Annotated in this window: 25 protein-coding genes and 1 tRNA gene; 15 read left to right on the top strand and 11 right to left on the bottom strand. The window is 70.2% G+C overall.

Going from position 1 to position 22,770, the window contains the following annotated elements:
- Positions 1–91: 91 nt before the first annotated feature.
- The 3 genes from AB0C82_RS23705 to AB0C82_RS23695 all read right to left on the bottom strand — a co-directional run bounded on the left by AB0C82_RS23705 (position 92) and on the right by AB0C82_RS23695 (position 3,274).
- On the bottom strand, positions 92–1,087 hold the full coding sequence (locus AB0C82_RS23705) for an MASE1 domain-containing protein (protein ID WP_362845395.1): 996 nt from the start codon (positions 1,085–1,087) through the stop codon (positions 92–94).
- A 63-nt stretch (positions 1,088–1,150) separates the two neighbouring features.
- Positions 1,151–1,984, bottom strand: a complete 834-nt coding sequence (locus AB0C82_RS23700) for a PP2C family protein-serine/threonine phosphatase (protein ID WP_362845393.1) — start codon at positions 1,982–1,984, stop codon at positions 1,151–1,153.
- A 423-nt stretch (positions 1,985–2,407) separates the two neighbouring features.
- Positions 2,408–3,274: an AraC family transcriptional regulator gene (locus tag AB0C82_RS23695; RefSeq protein ID WP_362845943.1), complete on the bottom strand. Its 867-nt coding sequence runs from the start codon at positions 3,272–3,274 to the stop codon at positions 2,408–2,410.
- 230 nt (positions 3,275–3,504) lie between these two features.
- Here AB0C82_RS23695 and AB0C82_RS23690 point away from each other — a divergent pair, with 230 nt between their 5' ends.
- Entirely contained in the window at positions 3,505–4,167 is a 663-nt protein-coding gene (locus AB0C82_RS23690; RefSeq protein ID WP_362845392.1) for a hypothetical protein, read from the top strand.
- A 226-nt stretch (positions 4,168–4,393) separates the two neighbouring features.
- On the opposite strand, the gene AB0C82_RS23685 is transcribed toward AB0C82_RS23690, so the two are convergent.
- The 3 genes from AB0C82_RS23685 to AB0C82_RS23675 form a co-directional block, all read right to left on the bottom strand.
- A complete protein-coding gene (locus AB0C82_RS23685; protein ID WP_362845390.1) occupies positions 4,394–5,041 on the bottom strand; it encodes a hypothetical protein in 648 nt (215 codons plus the stop codon).
- 191 nt (positions 5,042–5,232) lie between these two features.
- Positions 5,233–5,790, bottom strand: coding sequence for an XRE family transcriptional regulator (locus AB0C82_RS23680; protein WP_362845388.1), 558 nt, complete (start codon positions 5,788–5,790; stop codon positions 5,233–5,235).
- A 108-nt stretch (positions 5,791–5,898) separates the two neighbouring features.
- Complete coding sequence (locus tag AB0C82_RS23675) at positions 5,899–8,148, bottom strand: helix-turn-helix domain-containing protein (RefSeq protein ID WP_362845386.1); 2,250 nt, start codon at positions 8,146–8,148, stop codon at positions 5,899–5,901.
- A gap of 145 nt (positions 8,149–8,293) precedes the next feature.
- Here AB0C82_RS23675 and AB0C82_RS23670 point away from each other — a divergent pair, with 145 nt between their 5' ends.
- The 3 genes from AB0C82_RS23670 (at position 8,294) to AB0C82_RS23660 (ending at position 10,256) form a co-directional block, all read left to right on the top strand.
- Positions 8,294–9,079 (top strand): DeoR/GlpR family DNA-binding transcription regulator, encoded by a 786-nt coding sequence (locus tag AB0C82_RS23670; protein WP_362845384.1) that lies wholly within the window; start codon positions 8,294–8,296, stop codon positions 9,077–9,079.
- Between the two features lie 89 nt (positions 9,080–9,168).
- Complete coding sequence (locus AB0C82_RS23665) at positions 9,169–9,576, top strand: DUF4406 domain-containing protein (RefSeq protein WP_362845382.1); 408 nt, start codon at positions 9,169–9,171, stop codon at positions 9,574–9,576.
- Positions 9,573–10,256 (top strand): NUDIX domain-containing protein, encoded by a 684-nt coding sequence (locus AB0C82_RS23660; RefSeq protein WP_362845380.1) that lies wholly within the window; start codon positions 9,573–9,575, stop codon positions 10,254–10,256. Before AB0C82_RS23665 ends, AB0C82_RS23660 begins: the two co-directional genes overlap by 4 nt.
- A gap of 115 nt (positions 10,257–10,371) precedes the next feature.
- Here AB0C82_RS23660 and AB0C82_RS23655 read toward each other — a convergent pair whose 3' ends face one another.
- Complete coding sequence (locus AB0C82_RS23655) at positions 10,372–11,769, bottom strand: APC family permease (RefSeq protein ID WP_362845378.1); 1,398 nt, start codon at positions 11,767–11,769, stop codon at positions 10,372–10,374.
- A 425-nt stretch (positions 11,770–12,194) separates the two neighbouring features.
- Here AB0C82_RS23655 and AB0C82_RS23650 point away from each other — a divergent pair, with 425 nt between their 5' ends.
- The 3 genes from AB0C82_RS23650 (at position 12,195) to AB0C82_RS23640 (ending at position 13,661) form a co-directional block, all read left to right on the top strand.
- A complete protein-coding gene (locus AB0C82_RS23650) occupies positions 12,195–12,590 on the top strand; it encodes a hypothetical protein (protein ID WP_362845376.1) in 396 nt (131 codons plus the stop codon).
- 225 nt (positions 12,591–12,815) lie between these two features.
- Complete coding sequence (locus AB0C82_RS23645) at positions 12,816–12,980, top strand: hypothetical protein (protein WP_362845374.1); 165 nt, start codon at positions 12,816–12,818, stop codon at positions 12,978–12,980.
- A gap of 138 nt (positions 12,981–13,118) precedes the next feature.
- Positions 13,119–13,661 carry an MOSC domain-containing protein gene (locus AB0C82_RS23640; RefSeq protein ID WP_362845372.1) on the top strand — a complete coding sequence of 181 codons (543 nt, stop codon included), beginning with the start codon at positions 13,119–13,121 and terminating at the stop codon, positions 13,659–13,661.
- Between the two features lie 78 nt (positions 13,662–13,739).
- Here AB0C82_RS23640 and AB0C82_RS23635 read toward each other — a convergent pair.
- Positions 13,740–13,815: transfer RNA gene (locus AB0C82_RS23635), tRNA-Trp, on the bottom strand.
- Positions 13,816–13,997: 182 nt separating this feature from the next.
- On the opposite strand from AB0C82_RS23635, the gene AB0C82_RS23630 reads away from it, so the two are divergent.
- Both AB0C82_RS23630 and AB0C82_RS23625 read left to right on the top strand, forming a co-directional pair.
- On the top strand, positions 13,998–14,897 hold the full coding sequence (locus AB0C82_RS23630; protein WP_362845370.1) for a helix-turn-helix transcriptional regulator: 900 nt from the start codon (positions 13,998–14,000) through the stop codon (positions 14,895–14,897).
- A 74-nt stretch (positions 14,898–14,971) separates the two neighbouring features.
- A complete protein-coding gene (locus AB0C82_RS23625; protein ID WP_362845368.1) occupies positions 14,972–15,946 on the top strand; it encodes a hypothetical protein in 975 nt (324 codons plus the stop codon).
- Between the two features lie 78 nt (positions 15,947–16,024).
- Here AB0C82_RS23625 and AB0C82_RS23620 read toward each other — a convergent pair whose 3' ends face one another.
- Positions 16,025–16,570, bottom strand: coding sequence for a hypothetical protein (locus AB0C82_RS23620; RefSeq protein ID WP_362845366.1), 546 nt, complete (start codon positions 16,568–16,570; stop codon positions 16,025–16,027).
- Between the two features lie 113 nt (positions 16,571–16,683).
- On the opposite strand from AB0C82_RS23620, the gene AB0C82_RS23615 reads away from it, so the two are divergent.
- Positions 16,684–17,013 (top strand): NIPSNAP family protein, encoded by a 330-nt coding sequence (locus AB0C82_RS23615; RefSeq protein ID WP_362845364.1) that lies wholly within the window; start codon positions 16,684–16,686, stop codon positions 17,011–17,013.
- 34 nt (positions 17,014–17,047) lie between these two features.
- On the opposite strand, the gene AB0C82_RS23610 is transcribed toward AB0C82_RS23615, so the two are convergent.
- Together AB0C82_RS23610 and AB0C82_RS23605 are read right to left on the bottom strand one after the other, a co-directional pair.
- Positions 17,048–17,548, bottom strand: a complete 501-nt coding sequence (locus AB0C82_RS23610; protein ID WP_362845362.1) for a hypothetical protein — start codon at positions 17,546–17,548, stop codon at positions 17,048–17,050.
- A gap of 126 nt (positions 17,549–17,674) precedes the next feature.
- Positions 17,675–18,142, bottom strand: a complete 468-nt coding sequence (locus tag AB0C82_RS23605) for a GNAT family N-acetyltransferase (protein WP_362845360.1) — start codon at positions 18,140–18,142, stop codon at positions 17,675–17,677.
- A 342-nt stretch (positions 18,143–18,484) separates the two neighbouring features.
- On the opposite strand from AB0C82_RS23605, the gene AB0C82_RS23600 reads away from it, so the two are divergent.
- The 5 genes from AB0C82_RS23600 (at position 18,485) to AB0C82_RS23580 (ending at position 22,704) form a co-directional block, all read left to right on the top strand.
- Complete coding sequence (locus AB0C82_RS23600; RefSeq protein ID WP_362845358.1) at positions 18,485–18,733, top strand: hypothetical protein; 249 nt, start codon at positions 18,485–18,487, stop codon at positions 18,731–18,733.
- Complete coding sequence (locus AB0C82_RS23595) at positions 18,721–19,170, top strand: tail fiber domain-containing protein (protein ID WP_362845356.1); 450 nt, start codon at positions 18,721–18,723, stop codon at positions 19,168–19,170. Before AB0C82_RS23600 ends, AB0C82_RS23595 begins: the two co-directional genes overlap by 13 nt.
- Positions 19,171–19,561: 391 nt before the next feature.
- Entirely contained in the window at positions 19,562–19,984 is a 423-nt protein-coding gene (locus AB0C82_RS23590; protein WP_362845354.1) for a hypothetical protein, read from the top strand.
- Between the two features lie 103 nt (positions 19,985–20,087).
- Positions 20,088–21,599 (top strand): hypothetical protein, encoded by a 1,512-nt coding sequence (locus AB0C82_RS23585; protein ID WP_362845352.1) that lies wholly within the window; start codon positions 20,088–20,090, stop codon positions 21,597–21,599.
- A gap of 124 nt (positions 21,600–21,723) precedes the next feature.
- Positions 21,724–22,704: an alpha/beta hydrolase gene (locus tag AB0C82_RS23580; protein ID WP_362845350.1), complete on the top strand. Its 981-nt coding sequence runs from the start codon at positions 21,724–21,726 to the stop codon at positions 22,702–22,704.
- The last annotated feature ends 66 nt before the right edge of the window (positions 22,705–22,770 follow it).

The raw sequence follows: 22,770 nt of genomic DNA, 5'->3' as shown, positions 1-22,770 counted from the left end.
GGCCGCCCCCTCCCGTACTGAACGCGCCGGTCCCCTGCCCGCAGTGATCTCCCGTGAGAAGCGGGCTGTGCGGGGGTTCCGCTGCGACGGGTCAGGGCCGGCCGTCCGGCGGGCTGGTGCCGGTGTCCGGCCGGGGGATCGTGGGAAGCGGTGCGAGCTGCTCCACCAGCGCGGCCAGTTCCTCGCAGGCCAGCTCAGTCTCGCGCCGTATGGTCTGGTGCTCCGTGACGATCGCGGCCAGAAGCAGCGCGGTGAGTGCCACACAGCCGTTGAGGAAGGCGAGGTTCACCATGACCTCGAGCACGGTGTGGTCCTCGAACGGCCCCACGTGGTCCCGACCGGCCATCACCGCGAGCACCGAGACGAGCAGCGCGCACGGGGCGCTGCCCGGCAGCCGGAAGCGAAGGGCCGCCCAGATGATGACCGGGAACACCAGGTAGATCATCGACAGTGAGCTCCTGGTCGCCACCCCCGTCGCCGCCACCGCGGTGATCAGCAGCAACGCCGCTTCCCCCCACCGGTCGGTCGACCGGGGCATCCGCATCCTGCCCAGCACCAGCAGGAACGGGGCGACGACCAGGACACCCATGGCGTCCCCCACCCACCAGGCCGACCACACCGGCCAGAACCTGCCCGGCGGCAGCTTGTCGCTGAGCAGCAGCATGGCGGACCCGACCGTCGCGCTGATCAGCATCCCCACGAGGGCGCCCAGGAAGACCAGCGCGACACCGTCCCGCAACCGGTCCATCCCGATGCGGAAGCCGATCCGGCGCAGTATGAGAAAGGCGCACAGGGGGGCCAGGGTGTTACCCGCGGCGATCCCGACACCGTAGAGGGTGAGGGATCCGCTGATGTCGATGATGGTCAGCAGCGCGCCCAGTGCGATGCCCGGCCAGATCCGGATGCCCAGCCACAGGAGCGCACCCAGCGCGATTCCCGTCGGAGGCCAGAGCGGAGTGACGACGGAGCCTTCCACCACCATCTCCTGCAGCAGACCGAGCTGCGCGGACGCGTAGTAGACAGCGGCGACGCCGACCGTCTGGAGGACGGCTACGGCCCGGCGTCTGGATTCCTTGCTACGGATCACGGCTCTCATGAGACACCGGCCATGACTCCGTGCGGCCGTGACACGCCTTGCGGACCCCGCCCGTCACTTCCGCCGACGGGCGGCAGCCTCGTGGCGCAGTACGAGGACCGCCGCGTCGTCCTCGTGGCCTGTGAGCGCGGCCGACTGCAGGATCTCGTCGGCCAGTGCGTCGGCGGGGTCCTCCACATGGGCGCTCACGATCCGGCGCACACGGTCCAGGCCCTCCTCGATCTGCAGCGACGGGCCTTCGACCACGCCATCGGTGAGGAGGACGAAAGCCCCGGCCGCGTCGAGGGCGTGCCTGGTCACCGGATACCGTTCGTGCGCCGCGATTCCCAGGGGCATCCCGCCCTCGTCGGTCGTGACGCCGGTCCTGCCGTCGGCCGTGGCCCACACGCACGCAACATGACCGGCACGCGCGCTGTGGAGCTCCCAGGTCAACGGGTCCAGGCGGAAGAACGTGCAGGTGGCGAACAGCGTGGACCCCACCGAGACGAGCAGGTCGTTGGTGCGGCCCATGACCTCGCCCGGATCGGGTTCGGTCCCCGCGATGGCCCGCATACCGATGCGGATCTGCCCCATGAACGCGGCGGCCTCGACATCGTGGCCCTGGACGTCACCGATGGCGAAGCCCAGCGAGCCGTCGGGCAGGGCGAAGCCGTCGTACCAGTCGCCGCCGATGTCCAGGCCGTGGTGCGCCGGGGCATAACGCGCGGCGGTCTGCAGCCCGGGAAGAGTGGGCAACGAGGTGGGCAACATTCCGCGCTGCAATGCCTGAGCCAGCTCCACCCGCGCTCGATGTAGTTCCACTTCCTGCCGGGCACGCGCCGTCAGGTGGTGAAGAGTGGTGAGCAGCTCCTCGGCGCTTGCTGAGCGGGGGGTCCGACGCCGGTTCATGGCCGCTCCGCTGTGCGTAAGTGCCTGAATCCTATTTCGAGGAGAGCACGAGTGCGACTCCAACGGCTCCCGTGCCCGCGGGCACGGGAGAGGGGACGGTGGACACGGCCGCCCGCCGAACATGCTCGGAGCGGCTTCCCGACGGCATGAGAGGGCGCCTCTCCCGGCCCTCGCACCCTTCCGGCGTCCCCGGGCACTGCCCGTCGCAGGCCGAGGACGTCGGTCCCCTCCCAGCACGCCGCTGCATGCCCCCAACCGGTCCCGTTGCCCCTGACCGACCGGTCCCCGTGCCCCGGGCCGGTCCCCGTGCCCCCCGGTCGGTCTCCGGGCTGTCGGTCGGTCCCCGTGCCTCCGGCCGGTCCGGTCCGGCGAGGCGTGGTTCATCCGCCCTGGGGGGCCGGAGCCGGCACACCCGGTCTGTCCTCAGCGCTGTTCGCGCTCCACCGGCAGCCACAGCTCGGCGTCGGCGCTGAGCTTGTCCGGGGACAGGACAGTGCGCAGAATCTCGGGTCCTGGGCGGCTGCGGTACGGGTTCGAGGGAAACCACTCCGTGAACACATCCCGCCACAGTTCCTGGATGGCCTGCGGCACCGGCCCCGACGTGGTGAACACCGCCCAGGTGCCGGCCGGGACGCGAAGGGTGGTTGTCCCCTCGGGAGCGTCCGCCGACGTGATCACCGCCTGGTAGTAGTCGAGTTCCGTGCCTTCCGCCCGGCTGGGGTCGAGGTCGTCACAGACGGCGACGATGCCCTGGGGCTCCTGGTCGGACAGCTTCTCAAGCTGTTCGAGCGTGTGCGGCGCGATGCCACGTACGAAGTCGATGATCGCCTGGTTGGGGCCTGAATGCACCAATGGCACCCTGGACTTGAGACCCACGACGGTGAAGTCCGCCCTGTCCACGACGCGATAGCGCATGGTGTTGCTCCCTTCGACGGTGAGACGGAAGGACAACCTGGGCTGGGAGACGAGCACCGATCCCGTACGCCGTGCGTCCCCCGGACCCACGCCGTGCAGCGCGCGGAACGCACGGGCGAACGCCTCGCCCGAGCTGTATCCGTAACGCAGGGCGATCCCCAGCAGAGGCTCCTGCCCTGCGAGCACCTCGGCGCCGGCGACCGTCAGCCGACGGCGCCGGACGTACTCCGACAGAGGCATCCCCGCGAGTGCCGAGAACATCCGCCGCAGGTGGTACTCCGAGGTGGCCGCGATACGCGCCAGCTCCGCCACGTCGAGGGGCTGGTCGAGACCGTGCTCGACGCGTTCCATGGCCTGATTGAGCCGCTCCAGCATTTCCAGGTCCTCCTTCCTTGCTGCGATCACAGTAGGCAGCACACACCTGGCCGGACCCGACATCCTGTGCCCGAAGAAGTCGGGTGGGCGCGGTGGTAGTCCGCTCGCGTCCACGCTGCGAGTGGGCGACTCCCGGCCAGAGCTCACAAGTGGCTCAAGTTCCTTGTCCTGAGGGCGCACGGAGGGCATGGTCAACTTCACCATTGACCAGTGGTCCGGGGGATATGAGCGTGAAGATCACACAGACCTGCCTCTCCGTGGGTGCGATAGCCGCGCTGGTCGCGGTTGCCGCCGGCTGTACGTCCGACGGAAGAGAACCGTCCGCCAGGGGCGAGGGCAGGAGCACGGTCGGCGCAGCGTGCGAGAACGGCACGTACGCATGGTTCAACACCCACGAGCGAGACGTCCTGACAGGGGTCGCCGAAAAGCAGACCCTCGGGCCGGGAGGCGGCACTCTGACCCACCGGCTGCGCCCGCTCCACACGCCACGCACAGCCGTCACGTTCGAAAGAGGACCACAGGCCGGCGCGGAGACGGCGCTTCGCTCGCTGGGTGCCCACCTCGGAGACCCCGAGGCTGCCGACGGCAACGGCTATGAGTTCGCCGACGTGCGCAGAGCCGCGCCGGCTCTCAGCAAGAACAGCACCGGCGTGGACGGCGCCGGAACCTTTGTGGACTACGCCTGGGTGCGGCAGGTCACCGCCGACTTCCGGTACACGTGTGGCGACGGCACGCATGTGACGGGCAGGGCCACCAGCTGGACGATCAATGGCTCGGGTGTCCTGGAGTGCTCCGAACCGGCCGGAAACGTCAAAGAACACACTCCCGGCCTGGAGGCGGCCCGCCTGTCCTGCGGCCCGGATGCCCCCGCAGCCGAGGCCAAGCGGACCTGAACCGGTCAGGCGCATCGTTTGGCCCCGCCGAGCCTTCCGGGAGTGCCCGTAGGCCGCTCGGCAATGGCTGCGGGCGACGGCAGGACATGTCCGAGAACGTCCTCTCGCCAGGCGTGGAGCCCGGACTTCCCTCATGTCCAACAGCGGGCCGGGCAGGCGGTTTCACAGCGTTGTCCTGCTGGTGCCGGTGGGCTGCGATTCGAGCGCACCGGCTGGGAAGGCGCCACTAGGAGGCGGCGCAGTTGCGGTCGCCGATGTCGCCGAGTGAGAACGGGGCCTCGGACTTCGTGCCGTCGTGGCTCAGTGCCAACGTGATACTGCCTTTCGTGTAGTCCGAGAACCTCACGGCGTACAGAGTCCGGGCGCCCTGCCTGATCGTGCCGACCCGGCGGACTTCCAGGCGGGTGCCGCCGCAGGTCGCGGACGTCACCTGTTGATGGTCGGCGGCGAAGAGAGAAACCACCCCATCGGTGAAGAGGGTTGCCAGCGAGTGCACCGCCCTGGAGTTCTGGACGGCGATGGGCTCGTCGACGCAGCCCCGCTCGCCGAACGAGTACGCGGAGGCTGACGCCCAGCACAGCCGTTCGTCGCGGGTTTCCCACGTGAAGGCGGCGCCCCTCGGCCAGGCCTCCACCAGCATCAGGCCTTCGGGGCCGGGGGTATCGGCGCCCACCGCTCCCGACGTCAGCAAGGAGTCGCGGCTCCGGTTGATCACCTCGGTCAGGGCCGAAGGCGTGGGAGTCGGCGCAGCAGTCGAGGCGGTGGCGCGGGTGCCGGACGGCCGCGCGGAACTCCCTTCGCCGCTCGAGCAGCCTGTCGAGGCCGTGACCAGAAGTATCGCTGCCCCGAAGGCAGCGCGAAGTTCGTATCGCATGAGCGTTTCTCCCCCGTGCCCGTGTGCGCCCTGAGATCTCGGGCCGGGGCGCCCATGAACGATTACAGCAGTCAGGTCAGGACCTCAACCCTGCCGGCCAACTGAGATGCTCAGCCGCGCCGAATCAAGCGCTGAGCCGCAGAGCGGACGCTCAGTCGCACGGGCACCGACAGCTCGAAGTTCACTGGTGGTCAGAAATCGATCTCGATGTAGTCGATCTCGTTGAGTTCGACCAGCAGGCCCTCGGCTCGGCGGCCCCGGTCCCGGAAGTAGATCTCCTGGAGACCTTCGGCGGCGATGCGCTGAAGGTCTTCCTCGGTGGCTCCGGTGGCTTGGGCGTCGAAGAGGCGGGCGGCGTAGGTCGGCGGCAGGTGTTGCGTGATGAGTCTGATGCGTCCGTCGTCCGTCGTGCCCGGGGCGGCCGTGAAACCGAACCGTGCGCGGGTCTCGATGACGATGCCGCCGGTGCTCGCGGCCTGCTTCTTCGCCCGTTCCCGGACGCGCGGTTGCCACCGCTTGCGCACCTCGTCGGCGAGGCGGGCCGCCAGTTCGGACCGTGGGCGTTTGAGCTGTGCCTTGAGGTAGCGCTCCACCGTGCGCTGCGAGATGCCCAGGAGTTGCGCCACGGTTCTGGTGGAGCCGGCGTGCTGCTTGACCAGGTAGCGCATCTGGGCAGGCGCCGACTTCGGGGGTGGGCGGGTGGCGGTGTTCGCGGAGGCCTTCTCCAGGCTGTCTCCGAGGATGCCCATCTCAGTCCTTTCGTGGGCAGTGGGAGCAGAGGAAGAGGCCACCGTCCGGGTGGCGTGACGCACCCCACGGGATGGAGACGCTGCGAGGGAAGTGGGCGGTCCGGGTCATCACTCGCCGCCCTCCGCCGCGTCGGTGCCCTTGATGTGCCGGGCCGGGTTGTGGCCCTCGTCGAGCATCTGTACGGCCCACAGAAAGTCCTGGGTTCCTTCGTGTTTGACCATGCCGGGGCTGACGCCGAGGCGGAAGGAGCCGGGAGCGGGCTTACCGTCCGGTGTGTGCGGCAGGAAGTCGAGGGGGCCGGGCCCGTCCGCCAGGTAGACGGCGCAGTCGGAGAGCAGGGCCACGGGGATCAACGCCTCCGCTTCGAGGTTCAGATGACCCGCCGGCGCCGTCGAGTGCTGAGTGGCGAGCGCCGTCTTGAGGATCTTCCGGTGTATGTTGGCCCGCGCGGCGGCGATGACAGCGGCCCGGATGTCGGGGCGCCACGTCGGGCGCTCCAGTGCGGGCCATCGTTCCCCATACGTGTACGTCGCACCCTGGGGCCGCTCCCTGAGTTTGCCGATGCCGCCCTTGACCGTCGATTTGATCGCGGAGAGCACGACAGCCATTCCGGGGTCCGTCTGGCGGTGTGTGGCCATCGCGGCGAGGAAGTCGGCCTCCGTCATGCCCGGCGTGATGCCCAGATCGGCCATCGTCGACTTGTACGCCTCCGAGAGCTGCTTGTACCAGGGGTCCAGATATGGCCCGTTCTCCGGGCGGACCCAGGCTTCCAGCGGTGCGAGGCTGACGGGCAGACCGTATGTGGCGATGAGCTCGGCCGCGTACGAGACGGTCGGTGTCGCGTACCAGGCGGGTCCGGTCGGCCGCTCGCCGTGCGGCGTGAACGGGTTCGGCAGGCGTGGGTCCAGCTCGATGCCCGACAGGTCGATCAGCCAGGAGCCGGGCATGGCCTTGTCGAAGGCGGGCGCCTTCACGTGGACCGGTGCTCCGAGGCCCACGGTCAGCCGATTGGCGGCCGCGAGGAAGGCGGTGTTCACGTCGATGCCGACCGCGTACTTCCTTGCACACTCGTCATCGGTGAGCAGTTGAGGATCGCGAATCCACTCGAAGGCCTCCTCGTCGAGGACTTCGTCCGGGCTCCGCTGATGTCCGCGCGGGTGAACTGAGGCGACGACCGGGTGTTCCGACGGGGCCTCGGGCGGCGCGGGATCCACCGGCTCCGTCAGCGAACCCGGGTTCGGCCCCGACACCCAGCCTTCGCCCGCCTCGTCCTTCACCGCCCGGGTCGGGGGCCGCAGGCTCGTCATCAGTTCCAGACCCGACACGGCCGTCGAGCCCCGGGGCGTGAGGACGCGCATCGCGTACGCGCCCAGCACGGAGGCGAGTTCGGCCGCGCCCAGCTGGGCGGCCCCGCCCCAGGAGCGCGCGTCGAGCGCGCCCCACGGCAGGATCGCGAACTGCACGCACTGGCGGCGTCCCGCCTGCGCGGGCCGGTACACACGCGTCCAGGGTCCGAAACCGCGCTTCGTCAGCTTCCACTTGGCCTTGGCGATCTGCCGGCTGATCTTGTGGTCATCGGGCAGGCGCAGGTTCCGCCTGTCCTCCAGTACCGCAGGCAGCCCGAGCCGCCCGGCAGCCGCTTCGGTGATCACGAGCAGCGGATCGGCGTCCTTGCCGTGGCGGTTCAGCCGGGGTGCGCCCAACTTCGCCTCGTTGAGGGCCCATTCGGTCAGCGCCACGATGTCCTTGGCCGGACAGTCGAGGACCAGGCCGCCGACGCAGTACGCCGCTCCCTCGCCGTCCAGTACGGCGAGGGGGCCGTGGGCGAAGCGTGGATCGAGCGGGGTGGAGGGGGGCGCGGCATCGGGGGCGGGCGGCTGTCGTCTCCCCGCGGGATCGCGAGGCTGTTGCCTCCCGGCGGGGCCGCGCGAGGCCGTCGGGCGAGCCGGAGTGCGGGGGACGGTGGGGGAGACGGCGGGGGGCGCTTCGGAAGGGGCGGGCCGGGCGGAGGGTGCCTCCCGGGGAGCCGCTCCGTGGGGCAGCGTTGCCTCCTGAGCCGTCGCGCTCGCCGGCTCAGGAGAGGTGCGGTCAGCGGGATCGGGGTGCCGGGCGGCGAGGCCGTCGAGCAGCCGGGCGTACGCGGCGCGCTTGGGCGCACGTGGTTCGGTGCGTCCCGACTCCCAGCCCGTGATGGTCTCGCGCCGCACCGACAGCGCCCGCGCGACCTGGTCCTGGCTCAGGCCGGCTGCTTCCCGCAGCCGTTTGCGCTCGGCCGGCTCCGGCAGGTCGCATTGCGCCGCCGCCTGCTCCAGTAGCGCGTCCACCGACGCGAAAAGCTCGTGCTGCTCGTTGGGCACCAGGGCCACCTCCGCCCCCACCCTAGTCGAAACGCACCAGCCGTAGCGGCGGAACACACGAACGTGCTCAGGAGGACCTCGCTGGTCGGATCGGTGATCGCTCATGGTTCTGTGCATTCGAACATCGACATGGTAGGAATGCCCCATGAGTGTTGCTGATCGTCTCGACCTGACCTTGCGGCTGGTCCAGGGTTCCGACCGCGTCTCCGTCACCGAGCTCTCCCAGCGACTGGGCGTCTCCGAGATGACCGTGCGCCGAGATCTCGACGCACTGGAGCGCAAGGGCCTGGTTCGCCGGGTGCACGGTGGAGCCGTCGCCACCCGGACGCGTGCGGAGGACGCCGGATTCTCGGCGCGCGAACCTTGGCAGGCAGCGACGAAGGACCGGCTCGGCGCGGCTGTGGCCGCGATGGTGGAGCCGGGATCCCGGGTACTGCTCGACGCGGGCACCACCACCGTCCACGTCGCGGAACACCTCGCCGCCCGGGCGCCCCTGACCGTGGCGGTGCTCAGCCTGCAGGCTGCGGTGCGCCTCGCCGACCGCCCCGGAATCGAGCTGCTCGTCGTCGGCGGACGCTCCCGCGCGGGAGAGGGTTCCCTGGTGGGGCCCCTCGCCCTGCGCACGCTGGAGTCGCTGGCCTTCGACTGTTTCGTGATGTCCATCGGGGGTGTCCACGGCGAGCACGGCTGGTCGGAGTTCTCCCTGGACGACGCGGCGGTCAAACAGGCCGGTCTCGCCCAGGCGGCCCGCACCGTAGCGGTGGCCGACGGCACCAAGCTCGGTGTCCGGGCGTTCAGTCAGGTCGCGCCCCTCGACGCGGTGGACACCTTCGTGACGGACTTCGCCGCCGAGGACGCCGAGACCCATCCGAACGGTCCGCACACGCTCAAGGCCCTGCGCGGAGCGGGCGTTCCTGTCGTGCTCGCCTGAGTCCCCGCATCCGCCGCCCTGATCCCCTGATTTCCGCCCGAAAGCTGAAGCCGCACTTCAACTCCCTCCGCTGCAACCGAGGTGACCCCATGACCACGGCATCCGTGACCACTTCCCCCGATTCCCCCGCCCCCGGCCCGCAGATGATCCTCGTCGCGGGCCCCTACCGATCCGGCACCGGTGACGACCCGGCCGCGCTCGCAGCGAACGTACGGGCCATGAACCGCGCCGCACTCGCCCTCTTCCGCGCCGGCCACTTCGGAGTCACCGGCGAGGCGCTGGCCCTCCCGCTCCTGGACGCCGCGGGAAGCGAACGGCCGGGCGACGCCCTCTTCGACGAGATCTTCCACCCGATAGCCGAGCGACTCCTCTCACGCTGTGACGCCGTGCTGCGTATCGCGGGAGCCTCTGACGGCGCCGACCGGATGGTGGAGCAGGCCCGCGCGGAGGGCAAGCACGTCTATGCCAGCCTCGACGACGTCCCGGCCGTCCGTTGACCGCCGGCATCGATACCCCCGACCGCCGTGGCCGCACACACCTCGACCGCCACGGCCTGGACGTGACCGGCAACGCACGGGTGCGGATCCGCGACGTGGAGGTACTTTCCTGCGACTGGTACGTCCTGCGCAGGACGACCTTCGACTACCAGCACCGCGACGGCCACTGGAGCCGCGAGCAACGCGAGACGTACGACCGGGGTGATGGCGCCACGATCCTCCTGTACGACCCCGAGCGCCGCACCGTCCTCCTGACACAGCAGTTCCGTCTCCCGGCCTACGTCAACGGTCACCCGGACGGGATGCTCATCGAAACGGCCGCCGGACTGCTTGACGGCGACAGTCCGGAGGAAGCCATCCGCAGGGAGGCGGCCGAGGAGACCGGCTGCGCCGTGGGCGCGGCGGAGCGCGTCTTCGACGTCTACATGAGCCCTGGCTCGGTCACCGAACGCGTGCACTTCTTCGCCGCGCCCTACACCTCGGCAACCACCACCGACGGCGGCGGAGGCGTTGCCGCCGAAGGGGAGGACATCACCACGGTGGAACTGTCGTTCCCTCGCGCGCTGGCGATGATCCGCGAGGGTGGGATCGCTGATGCCAAGACCATCATGCTCCTGCAATGGGCGGCCCTGGACGGCCCGTTCGGGCGCCCGGACGACGCCACGAACGCTTCCGGGTAGGCGACCCGGTATGGACGGTGGCCCATGCCCCACACCGGGCAACGGTGCCGCACGGCTCCTTCCGGTCATCCCACGCCCGGAAGGAGCCGTGCGGCGGGGCGCGACGGAGCCCGGCTCAGGCCTGGGCGTCCTCCGGGATGCTGACCAGCCACCGGGTGTCCCTGCGGGGTCGCAGGTACAGGGCCCAGTACAGGGTCGCGACGGCCGTGATCCCGCCGGTCCACAGCAGGTACTCGGTCTCCTGCTGCACCAGGATGTAAGCGAGCACGGCGGTGAGCAGTACCGGAATCGCGGGCCACAGCGGCATCCGCCAAGCCGGCGTCTCCCGGTGCGGACCTCGGCGGCACAGGAGTGCGGCGACGGCGACGAGCAGATACATGGCGGTGACGGAGACGCCGGTGACGCCGTACAGCGTGTCCAGGTTGACGAAGCACAGGGCGCCGCCCGGGACGCCGACGACCAGTGTCGCCACCCACGGCGAACCGAAGCCGCCGAGGCGGGACAGCGCCCTGTTGACCGGCTCCGGCCATGCCTTGTCACGGGCCGAGGCGAACAGCACGCGTGAGTTCTGGATGACCATGACGATGCCCGCGTTGACGATCGCGAGGGCGACGCAGAGGCTCACGAACGTACCGACGGCGGAGTTGGACCAGGCGGCGACCATGCCGTTGAGGTCGCCCGAGGCCAGGGTGGCGAGGTCGGGGGCGCCCATCGTGATGGCGACGACCGGGACGAGGATGACGGCCGTCGAGATGGCCAGGGTGGCGAGCACGGTGCGGGCCACGTTGCGCCGAGGGTTCTCCAACTCCTCGGAGAGGTAGACGGCCGTCGAGAAGCCCTGGGTGATGAACAGTGCGATCGCCAGCCCGGAGACCACCATCATGGCGGTGACCGTGGACGCAGTACCGCCTTCCGCCACGACGGAGCCCTGGACGAGCGAGGACGGGCCGCGCTCCGAGTGGGCGAAGCCGAGGACGGCGACGACACCCGCCGCGATCACTTCGAGTACGAGGAAGACGCCGGTGATCCACGCGTTGGCGCGCAGATCGAGGAGGCCCGCGAGGGTGGCGAGCAGCATGACTCCCGCGCCGGCGAGGGGAGCGGGTACCTCCACGAGCGGAGCCAGGTAGTCCGCTGTTCCCATGGCGATGACGGGAGGAACGATCATGACGACCAGCAGCGACAGGACGAAGACGAGCCACCCGGCCAGCCGTCCGGCCATCGTCGACACCATGGCGTACTCACCGCCCGCACTCGGGATGAGGGTGCCCAACTCCGAGTAGCAGAAGGCGACTCCGATACAGAGGAGCGATCCGATGGCGATGGTGAGCGCGGTGAAGGTGCCGAGGGTGGAGAACAGATCCGGCACGACCACGAAGAGGGTCGAGGCGGGTGTGACGCAGGAGAGCGTGAGCAGCGTGCCGCCCACGACACCGATGGAGCGCTTGAGTTTCCGCGGCGTGGGTCCGGTCGAGGGCGCGAGTGCCTGGGGGGCGCTGAGCGTGTCGGTCATTCGGCAGGTTCCGATCAACAGGTACGGAGTATGAGCGCGGGAGCGGTATCGCCTCCAGACGAGCGGGTGGTGCGTGGTTCCATCGCTCCCGGCGGCGTCATGCAATCCCTATGTCTTCCGTAGGTCAAGGGCCGTACATCTTCGGAATCCGTTGTCGTGGACCTGTGTTCTTGCGGTTTTCGGCGGATCAGGGCCCTAGATCAACGGAATCGCCAGGTGCGGGAACCGCAGCTGTCTTCATGGGAAAGATTCGGCCAAGTCCGGATCCCGGACGGAGCGGGGCATCGCCCGACACCCGCAACCGGTGCCGCACACACCGTCCCCGCGCCCCGCCCGGTCGCGGGCAACTGCGGCCGGGCGGGCCCGTTCGTCGCCCGCCCCACAAATGCGTCGCAGAGCGCACCGCGGTGTGTCAGGGTTCGCGCATGACTGATCAAGGCAGGCGCAAGCTCGGCGCGCTCGTCGGAGTGTGTCTCGCCGGGGGCCTGCTGCCCGGCATCACGCTCGGACCGTCGGGTGTGGACGTGATGTACTCAATTGCCGTCGCGTTCCTGGCAGTTGCGCTCATCACCCAGCTGATCCTCATCGGGCCGTCGGCGCGCGTACGCGCCCCGGTACTCCTGGCCTTCGGGGCCGCCGGATTCGTTCAGGACGCCCTGATCTGGTGGCTGCTCTCCTGGCTGGGCGAGGCGGCCGGCGCGGAACTTCGCGTCGACGGAGTCGGTACGGTTCTGCTCGCCGCGTTGATCACCCGCGTCGCGATTCTCGCCGCGTCGCAGCTCGCTCCGTCGCAGGGGGACGGCGAGCCCGCCACCAGCTGAGATCCCTCAGGGCGGCCCTGTTCCGAAGGATCTGGGGCACAGGTCCCCGCTCCTCGCCGTGGTGGCCTGGCTGTCCCGGTGATCCTGGGGTTACAGTCTCCAGGCGCGACAAGATTCCGAACCGTGGAACGGTCGCCGCACCGGCGCCGGAAACTCGTCGCCGGACCAGCCCTGCAATCTGCTCGGGCTGTGTCCTCACCGCTACCGCCATGTACTGGAGACTCGATGTCTTATGCCTCGCCCCGTCAGGCGCAGCGCCGCGTGGACGACACCCCTGCCGACGGGCAGACGCTGAACGGCCCCGGCCTCGACGGAGGGCAGCCGAAGCCGCAGTACGCGGGCCTGTTCATGGAGCCGAACCTCCCGCCGGTCACCGACGAACCCGAGTGACCGCCCCCGCCGGACGGCAGGGCCCCGCGGTACGCCGAGGATGAGCGGCGCCCGCACCACGTACGCGGCCCGGTGGATCTCGCCCCGAGTTAGGCTCTGGGCGGATCACCAATACGTGTGAAGAGGGGGCTCCGCGCGATGAGCGGGACAGTGACAGCGATCAGCAGCAACGGCGAGTACGCGTTCACCAAGCCGAACCGGGACAGCGTCACCCTGCTGACCGGGCTCGGTGTGGAGGGCGACGTCCACGCGGGAGTGACGGTCAAGCACCGCTCACGCGTCGCCCAGGACCCCACCCAGCCGAACCTGCGCCAGGTCCACCTCATCCATGAGGAGCTCTTCACCGAACTCCGCGAGGCGGGCTTCGCCGTCGCACCCGGCGCACTGGGCGAGAACATCACCACCCGCGGCCTGGACCTTCTCGGACTGCCCGCAGGGACACGGCTGCGCGTCGGCGACGAGGCGGTGCTGGAGGTGACCGGCCTGCGCAACCCGTGCCTGCAGATCGACCACTTCCAGGACGGGCTGCTCAAGCACGTCGTGGGCCGGGACACGGCCGGCGGCATCGTGCGGAAGGCCGGAATCATGAGCATCGTGCTCGCGGGCGGCGTGGTGCGCCCCGGCGACAGCATCGAGGTGGAACTCCCCGCAGAGCCGCACCGGCCGCTCGAACGGGTCTGACGGGCCGGCTGTGACGGCGCCGACGCCCGCGAGCTCCAACGAGCAGCGGGCGGGCATGGCGGCCCGCACGGAATGAACTGGCAGGGGTGGCAGGAGTCGAACCTGCGGCATCCGGTTTTGGAGACCGGCGCTCTGGCCTCTGAGCTACACCCCTTCGGTGGTGATCATCCTGGCACGTCCCGCCGCACCGGCCTACTGATTTTCGTGTGTCGGCGGTGAGATTTCCGGAGCCTCCCCCTCCATGCGGCCGCCGCCTCGCGCACCCGGCGCACGCACTCTTCCCCTACCCCGACAGGGTGAGGCGCGAGCCGGGCCGTGCTGCGCATACTCGGCACCATGAACAAGCACCGGCAACTCGCCGACTTCCTCCAGGCACGCCGCAGTCAACTGCGGCCCGAGGACGTCGGGTTGCGGACCTACGGCGAGCGGCGCCGGGTGCCGGGACTGCGCCGGGAAGAACTCGCGATGCTCGCGGGCATCAGCGCTCCCTACTACGCCCGCCTGGAGCAGGGGCAGTCACGGAACGCCTCGCGGGAGGTGCTCGACGCGTTGGCGGGCGCCTTGCGTCTGGATGAATCAGAGCGCGCCCATCTGCACGCACTCGCCCGTGCGCCGCAACGCGGCAGAGCCGCGACCCGGCCGCGCCCCGAACGCGTCACCCCGGCGACCAGCGCCCTGCTCGCCGCCATCGAGGGCACACCCGCCCTCGTCCTGGGTCGCCGCAGCGACGTTCTGGCCTGGAACGGTCAGGGGCACGCACTCTTCGCGGGTCATCTGGACCCGGACGGCCCCGACACACCGGGCGAGCGGCCCAACATGGCGCGCTCGGTGTTCCTCGACGCGCACACGCGCGACCTCTACACGGACTGGCCCGCCAAGGCCAGGGCCGTGGTCGGCAATCTGCGCCTGACCGCCGGCCGGTATCCGGACGATCATCTGCTCGCCGGTCTCATCGGCGAACTGACCATGCGAAGCCCGGAGTTCGCCTCCATGTGGGCCGATCACCGAATTCTGGCCTGCGACGTCGCCGACTACGAACTGCGCCACCCCTTGGTCGGCTCGCTGACCGTCACCCAGCAGACGCTCCAGAGCCCCCAAGGGAACGGTCCCTCCCTGGTGGTGGCCACGGCCGCCCCAGGCTCCCCTTCGGCAACCGCGCTGATGCTGCTGGCGCACGGCACCGCGCCGCGCGCGACGCCCCGGCAGCACCAGGACTCCTCCACCCGTCCCATCTGACATCCGGCTCGCGTTCACCCGACCCCATGGCGCCGCGGTGCGGCTGCCCCATGCCCGAAAACAGTGAAGGAACCATGTCCCGGCGAAACAGCAAGATCATCAAGACGGTCGCTCTGGTAGCCGCTGCCACCGTGGCAACGGCCCTCCCGGCCACCGCCACCACGCCCTCCGCAGGACCGCTCGCGGACGTACGGATCGCCACCCACTTCGACCTGTCCGCCGGTCAGATGCCGGAGAACATCGCCCTGCTGCGTGACGGCACGGCCGTCGTCACCTTCGCGGCGAGCCGGCAGGTGGCCGAGGTCGCCCCCGGAGGGGCGACGCGCGTCCTGGCTACGCTGCCCGCTCCCGCCGACGGAGGAGTCCGCACACCCGTCCTGGGCTTCCCCCTGGCCACCGGCATCGTCCATGCCCCCGACGGCGCCCTGTACGTGCTGTACGCCACCGGCACGGCCGAGCTCACCGGTCTGTGGCGTGTGGCCCCCGGAAGGGCTCCGCAGCGCGTCGCCCCGCTGCCCGCGGACGGACTGCCCAACGGACTGGCCCTGGACCGGCGCAGCGGACGTCTCTACATCACCGACTCGGTGCTGGGCACGGTATGGACCGTCCCCGTCTCAGGCGGCACACCCACAGCATGGTCCACCGCTCCCGAACTGGCGTCGACAGGCTTCCTCGGAGCCAACGGCGCGAAGGTACGCGACGGTGCCCTGTGGGTGACCAACCTCGACAGGGGCACGCTCCTGCGCATTCCGATCCTCCGGGGAAACCGGGCGGGCGCGCCCGAGGTCAAGGCATCGGACATGACCGGCATCGACGACTTCACCTTCACCGGGCGGGGCGATGAGGTGCTCGCCGCCCTCAACGGCCCCAACACGGTTGTGCGCATCCGGTCCGACGGCACCACCAGCACCGTGCTGGACGCTGAGGACGGACTGCAGAACCCCACCTCGGTAGCGCTGCGCGGCAAGGAGGTGTTCGTGCTCAGCGCCGCGTACACCACCGGCGCGGATCCCAACCTGCTGCGGGCGCGCCTGCGCGGTCACCGCTGACAGGTCGGCAGTAGTCGGCCGAGGGGTGGGACTGGTCGTCAAGGTCCCCGGACCCGCCCCGCTGCCGCAGCCGACCGGTCAAAGGCCGGCCGCCCACTCCTCGAGCGCCGTGAAATCGTCGGCGCCGAGGCCGCGCCGCGGGTCGATGCGGTGCAGCAGGGCGGGACCGTCGTGGTGGGCGCGCACCCAGGCGCGATCCGAGTCCGTTATCTCGTCGTCGACCCAGGCGAAGGCCCGGCCTCGCGCCCACGCGACGATCTCCGGAGTCTTCCAGAACACACCGCCCTGCGGCGTGGTTCGCGTCGAAGCCCAGGAGATGAAGGGAAGTTCAGGCAGACCCAGGACCGGCGCGACGAAATCGTTCGCCTCCTCCTCCCAGGTCGTTGCCCAGACCAGCTCGAAGGGAAGCGCGTCGAGCGCCGGTCCGTGCAGGGGGTTGAGCCACACACGCAAGGGCTTCACCCGCCCGTTCGGCAGACCGTGCTCGATCAGCCGGTCCCGCTCGGCGGCAGCCCACCGGGGCGTCACCAGCCGATGCGTCTCGTAGCCCTCGGGCCGACGGGAGGGCTTCGCGGCGTACGGATTGAGCGGCCCGTCCACATCGATCAGCAGTACCGGGCGCATCGTCCCCCTCAGGCGAGGCCGCACGCCACCGGTCTCCGACGCGAACGCCCGGCGGCATTCCGGGGTGTACCCGGTTCGGCGAGGCTCGCCGCTCTCGGGCATCATGCCATCACATGATCACCATTCACCTGAAGTACGAGATCGACCCCGACCGCATCGAGGACTTCGAGGAGTACGGCCGCCGTTGGGTCACCCTCGTCAACCGGTTCGGGGGCACCCACCACGGTTACTTCCTGCCGAGCGAGGGCGACAGTGACATCGCCTACGCGCTCTTCTCGTTCCCCGGCTTCGCTGAGTACGAGCGGTACCGGGCGGACAGCGTCACCGACCCGGAGTGCCAGGCCGCGTTCGAGCTGGCTCGCCGGACGCAGTGCATCCGGCGTTACGAGCGCCGCTTCCTGCGGCCCCTCGACCAGGGGATCCCTGACGCCCCCTCCCAGTGAGCGGTCGCCCCTGCGCGCCGAGGGTGTGGACGGCCTACGGCCACGCCCTCGCCGCCGTCCGTTCCCAGAGGTCAAGTCCCGCGCGGAGGAACCCGCGTACGGCCGCCGTCTCCTCATCCGTCCAGGCATCTTGGCCGGCGTCCGGGTCGAGAGCATGACCGCCGAAGATCTTCTCGTAGGCGCTGTCGTGTATCGACCCCTGGGAGGGCAGAGGGGGCTCCGCCCGCACGCTGCGGGCGAGGTCCTCGTAGAAGTTCCACGCGTTCAGGAGCAGCCCCGCCGACACCGGGCGACGTGCCGGATGTTCGACCCACAACCGCACAGCCGCCGTGTCGAGAGTGGCTTCGCCCTCCCGGACGAGCTCCCAGCCGTTGCGGTCGCAGTAGTGCCACAGCGTCTGTACGTCGGGGAACGCGAGGAGCTCCCCGACCTCGTCAACGACGAACTCGTCGGGCGCGTCGCCCTCTCCCGGACGCCAGATCAGCGTCAGGTGGCCCTTCTCCTCCGCGATCCGGTACGGATAGTAGTCAGCCATACGGGTCTCCCCGGTTCTCTCGCCAACAGACAGGCACTTCCGCCGTCCTGGGAGCCCGGCGAGCGGTTCCGGGCGGCCTCGATTCCTCACGTCCCGGCCCGACTCCGCCGCCGCACCCCGAGCGCGTCAGTCCACGGACAAGGAGAACCGCCGCTTCTCCTTCGCCTCTGCGCCCAGCCGTTCGTAGAACCGGATCGCGTCCGTGTTCCATGCCGGGGTCTGCCACTGCACCAGGGCGAGCCCCAGGCGGCGCGCTTCGGAGCGCACGGCGTCCATGAGCATGGGGCCGACTCCCAGGCCGCGGTGGCCCTCCCTCAGGAACAGGCAGTCCATGTGAAGGTACTCGGTACCGCCCCAGGTGGAGATCTCCGGTGCGCACGAGGCGTAACCGATGACGTGCCCGTCGCCCAGTTCCGCGACGAAGCACCGCAGACGGGGAGCAGGGCCGCCGAAGAGCAGTGCCTCCAGGCGTACCGCCAGGTCGGCGGGCGGTGGCGCGGCCTGCTCGAACGCGGCGTGTTCAGAAGCGAGTTGTGCGACATGAGAGAGATCGGCGACGCGCGCGTGGCGCACCTTTGCCGTACCGGAGCTCATCGGACAGCCGCCTTCCAGGTGCGTGGGTCCGGTCGCATGTGGCCACCGGCCCTGGTCGGGCTGAACAAGGAATTCCCCACGTCGGTCACGCCCGTATGATCTCCGACCGCGCGGTCGGTCCGCACGCCGGGGCCGCGATCGGCAGGAGAGCGCGCCCGTCAGCAGCGTCCTCCGGGAGGCCATGCCCAGTGGTCAGGCCCGCCATCGGTCCAGCCGAGGCAGGCCGTCGCCACCCCATGGCCGAGCCTTCGGATGGTGGCCGAGCCGGTCCGGAGCCGTGACCCATCGAGGTCGTCGTCGTTCCATTGATGATCTGATCGACGAACAACCCGGAGTGTGTCCATGTCTGTTGCCGCAGTGACCCGTATCGCAGCCGTCTCGACCGCAGCGGTGGCCGCCGTGTCGGTGTGCCTCGGCGCGGCCTCGGCGGCTTCGGCCGCCGAGCCCGCCCAGGTACGCGCGGTGGAGCAGAGCCCGGCCGTCGCCGAACCCGGGCCCGAGGCCTCCACCCAGTGGGTTCCCCTGGGCTCGCTGCTGTTCTCGGACCGTGGCGTGAAGACCGACGTCACCCCGGTGCGATGGGATCGCTGACCCAGCGTCTCCGGCGCGCCCGGTCCGCGGCCGTCCGCGCCTACCGGGCGCGCCTCCACCCGGACGTACCTCACCCGGCCGGGCTGACGTCCACCGCCGCCAGGGAGACGGTGGAGGCGTCGGCGACACCGGTGAACGGTTTCGACGTTCTGGCTTCCGTCGTGGATCTCCCGGTGAGTACCTGGCGCTACCGCTGGGAGGGCGACCAGGTGCGCCACCTCGGGCCGATGGCACAGGACTGGCAAGCAAGCTTCGGTCTGGGCGGCGATGACCGGACGATCTGTTGCACCGACGCCAACGGTGTCGCCCTCGTGGCCATCCAGGCCTTGCACCGGGAGCTCGCCGACCTCCGGCGTGAAGTCGCGGAGCTCCGCGGGCGGGCGGCGGAAGCGGGGGGCCGCCTCCCCGGTGCGCGTGAGGGCTCCGTAGCCGGCTGAGCCAAGGATGGGTGTCGCCTTCTCCCGCCCACCTCATCTCCGACCCTGCGCCCCATGGACGCCGGGAGCAGGCCGACCGGCGGGCGCACCGGCAGGAGCGGCGCGGGGTGGCGCAGCTCACCGCTGCCGGGGGAGAGGCTCTGGAACAACCACAGAAGGTTGACCGTTCATCTGTATGTGGGTACGGAGGGGACAGTGTCCCCGGGCCTCACCAGTAGCCCATGGGGAAGATCGTTCGGCTGAAGCCCCATGGAGCCCCTCGCCGAGAGGCGACCGCCCTCCGAGCCCACACCTTTACCGCCCCGGCCGGCCTCCCCCGACTGGTCGGGGCTTTCACGTCCACCATCTCCTCGCCATCGGGCTCCCCGTCACGGATGCGAGGATGGCGCACATGACGCTGCCCTCCCCTGACGACCTGACCTCGCTCGTGCTGCGCGTGGACTTCGCCGACGACGCGGCTTGGGACGCGGTACGCGAGGCGCTCGACGCCCCGTACGAAGGATCGAGCGCGACCTGTGTCAGCGACGTACGCTTCGACGGCGTGAGTGTCCGGATGCTGATGGACGAGGACAGTGCCGCCGAGGGCGACGACAAGGTCTTCTACCTGTTCCTCGCCGACCGGACGACGATGACGGACCCGTCGTACCCTCTCCTGGCCGTCGATCTCTCCGACGAGCCGGGGCGCACGATCCGGGTCCCTGTCGAGTGGTACCCCGATATCTCCACCAACCTGAGCATCTGCAACATGGACTTCGCCGATTTCGCGGACTCCGCCGACGGATCGTCGACCTTCCGCGGCTTCGGGGACGGCTGACCGGGAGGCAAGTGCGTGACCCGCAAAACCCGTTGAGCTCCCGAAGCCGCCTGCGCACGGAAATGGCGAGTCATCCGGGCGGGACCCGTGCAGTATTCCCCTCGTGAACCACGTGCTGTGCGGCCTCGCCGCCAATGAGGCCCTGTCGTCCGAGCTCGTCGACCGGCTGATCGCGGTCGCGGACGACGACCTCGGCGCGGTCCTCGCTCGCCGGGCGGATCTCAGCCACGCGCAAGCGGTGGAGTTGGCCTCCCGTGGCGATGAGACCGCGGTGCGGCTTGCGTACGGGGGCCTCCTCACCGCCGATGACATTGACCCCGTCGCACAACCACTGGTCGCCCTGGCCCTGCTCGACACGCGTGCCGGCCGCCCGCAGTGGGCGCGCCTCCTCGTGGCACACCCCGACCATGAGTACCGGGAGAAGCTGGCTGCCTGCCCGGACCTCCCCGCCGACGTCGTGGAGAACCTTGCCGCAGATCAGGATGTGCGAGTCGTCACGGAACTCGCGCTGTGGACCACACCGCACGTGGCGGCCGCACTGGCGGAGCATCCGCACGCGGAGGTACGCCGTGGGGTAGCCGCCAACGAAGCCACGCCCCCACCGGTGCTGTCGGCCCTGATCACCGGTAGCGGGTTGGGTCCCGCGAGGCGATGTCTGGTCTGCGACAGGGAGCAGCCGCCGTTCTCGCACGATCCTGAGTGCCCGCGGCTCGACTGCGATCTGAGGCCGGGTGCCTCCTGTGACGGCTCCCACGAGTCGACCCTGCACGACATCCAGCTGGCCGCACTGCGAAACCCGGGCACGCCCACCGAGGCCGTCATCCCTTTTGTCGACCATCCGTCACTACTGCTGCGGTGGGCACTCGCAGCGCGTACCGACCTGCCACCGGAGGTGTGCCGTCGGCTGGCCGCGCAGACCCACCCGGGCGTCCGAGCCGACCTCGCCGAGAACCCTGCGATCGGCGACGCCGTGATCCGGCTGCTGGCAGGCGATCCTGACCACGAAGTGCGGCGAAGGCTGGCGCAGAACCCACTGGTGCCGCTCGACGTGCTCATCCGGCTCGCCCGTTCCACCAGGACCGGTGCCACGCTGCTGCCACGGATAGCCACCGCCACTCCTGCCGAGGTGGAGGAGCTGGCTGGTTCAACGGAGCCGTCCGCGCGTCTGCTGGTCGCCCGGCGACGCGATCTCCCGGCCGCCATCCGCGATGCCCTGGCCACCGATCCTGACGCGAAGGTGGTCAAGTCCATCGCCCCGCACCCTGGTCTGTCGGACTCCCTGCTGCGCGGCATGATCGACCGGTACGGCGTCCAGGTCGCCGCCATGGCGGCGACCAACCCCGACGCGACTCCGGCACTGCTGGAGGATCTGACCCGGCACGAACCACCGGCGCAGAAGGCGTTCCGTGAGGTCGCACGGCACCGCCGTGCGTCGGCCGGGGCGCTGCTGGCCTGCCTGCCGGTGAAACGGGCGAGGCTCTTCGCCGCCGGTCACCCGGCACTCCCGCCCACCGTTGTCGCGGACCTGCTCTCGGACGGCGACTGGCAGGTGGTGGAGGCCGCGGCCGCCAATCCATCGCTGTCGCGCGCGGTGATATCGGCAATGGTGCCCTGAGGCGTCGTTCTGTTTGCCGAACCGGCAAGGATGCTGGCCCCGCCCGAGCCGTCCCCGCATGATCGATGTTCCGGGCTCGCGCACGCGGCACCCGGAACATCGAGAGCATCGGAGATCTGCACCCATGTCGCAGCAGGGCACAGGCGTCACTCACCGGTTGATCGCAGGCCCCGCCGGCCGCATCCATCTCGCGGAACAGGGCACCGGGCCGCTGGTGCTGCTCGTGCACGGATTCCCCGAGTCCTGGTACTCGTGGCGCCGACAGCTGCCGGCCCTCGCCGCGGCCGGGTACCGCGCGGTGGCCATCGATGTCCGCGGCTACGGCCGTTCGTCCAGGCCGACGGCCGTGGACGCCTACCGCATGACGGAACTGGTGGAGGACAACGTCGCGGTGGTCCGTGCGCTCGGCGAACAGTCCGCGGTGATCGTCGGCCATGACTGGGGGGCGACCATCGCCGCCGACTCCGCCCTGCTCAGGCCGGACGTCTTCCGCGCGGTAGGACTTCTCAGCGTTCCCTACGCCCCGCGCGGTGGCCCCCGACCCAGCGAGATCTTCGCGCAGATGGGTGGGGAGGAGGAGTTCTACGTCTCCTACTTCCAGCAGCCGGGCCGGGCCGAAGCCGAGATCGAGCCCGATGTACGCGGCTGGCTCGCCGGTTTCTACGCAGCCCTTGACGGCGAAACCATGCCAGAGCCCGGAGCCCCCGACCCCCACTTCGTCGCCCGCGGTGCGACACTGCGCGACCGCTTTCCCCGTGGTCCCCGGCCCGCATGGCTCAGCGAGGACGACCTCGACTTCTACGCCGGTGAGTTCGAGCGGACCGGTATGAGCGGGGCGCTCGGCCGCTACCGGAACATGGACCGGGACTGGAGGGACCTTGCCGGCTTCGACGGTGCGCCGATCCGGCAGCCGTCCCTGTTCCTCGGCGGCAGCCTGGACGCCTCCACCATGTGGATGGCAGACGCAATCGACGCGTACCCCACCACACTGCCCGGCCTGATGTCCTCCCGGATCATCGAAGGCTGCGGCCACTGGATCCAGCAGGAACGCCCGGCCGAGACGAACAGGATGCTGACCGACTGGCTCGCGTCCCTCTCCGTCTGAACGCGCCGATGAGGTGGACGGGGCCAAGGCAGGTTTCGTGTACGGAATTCCGCGTCGGCGGCCCCA

The sequence above is a fragment of the Streptomyces sp. NPDC048560 genome (genome assembly GCF_040650955.1).
Taxonomy (GTDB): Bacteria; Actinomycetota; Actinomycetes; order Streptomycetales; family Streptomycetaceae; genus Streptomyces.
This window is presented reverse-complemented; position numbering and strand designations above follow the sequence as displayed.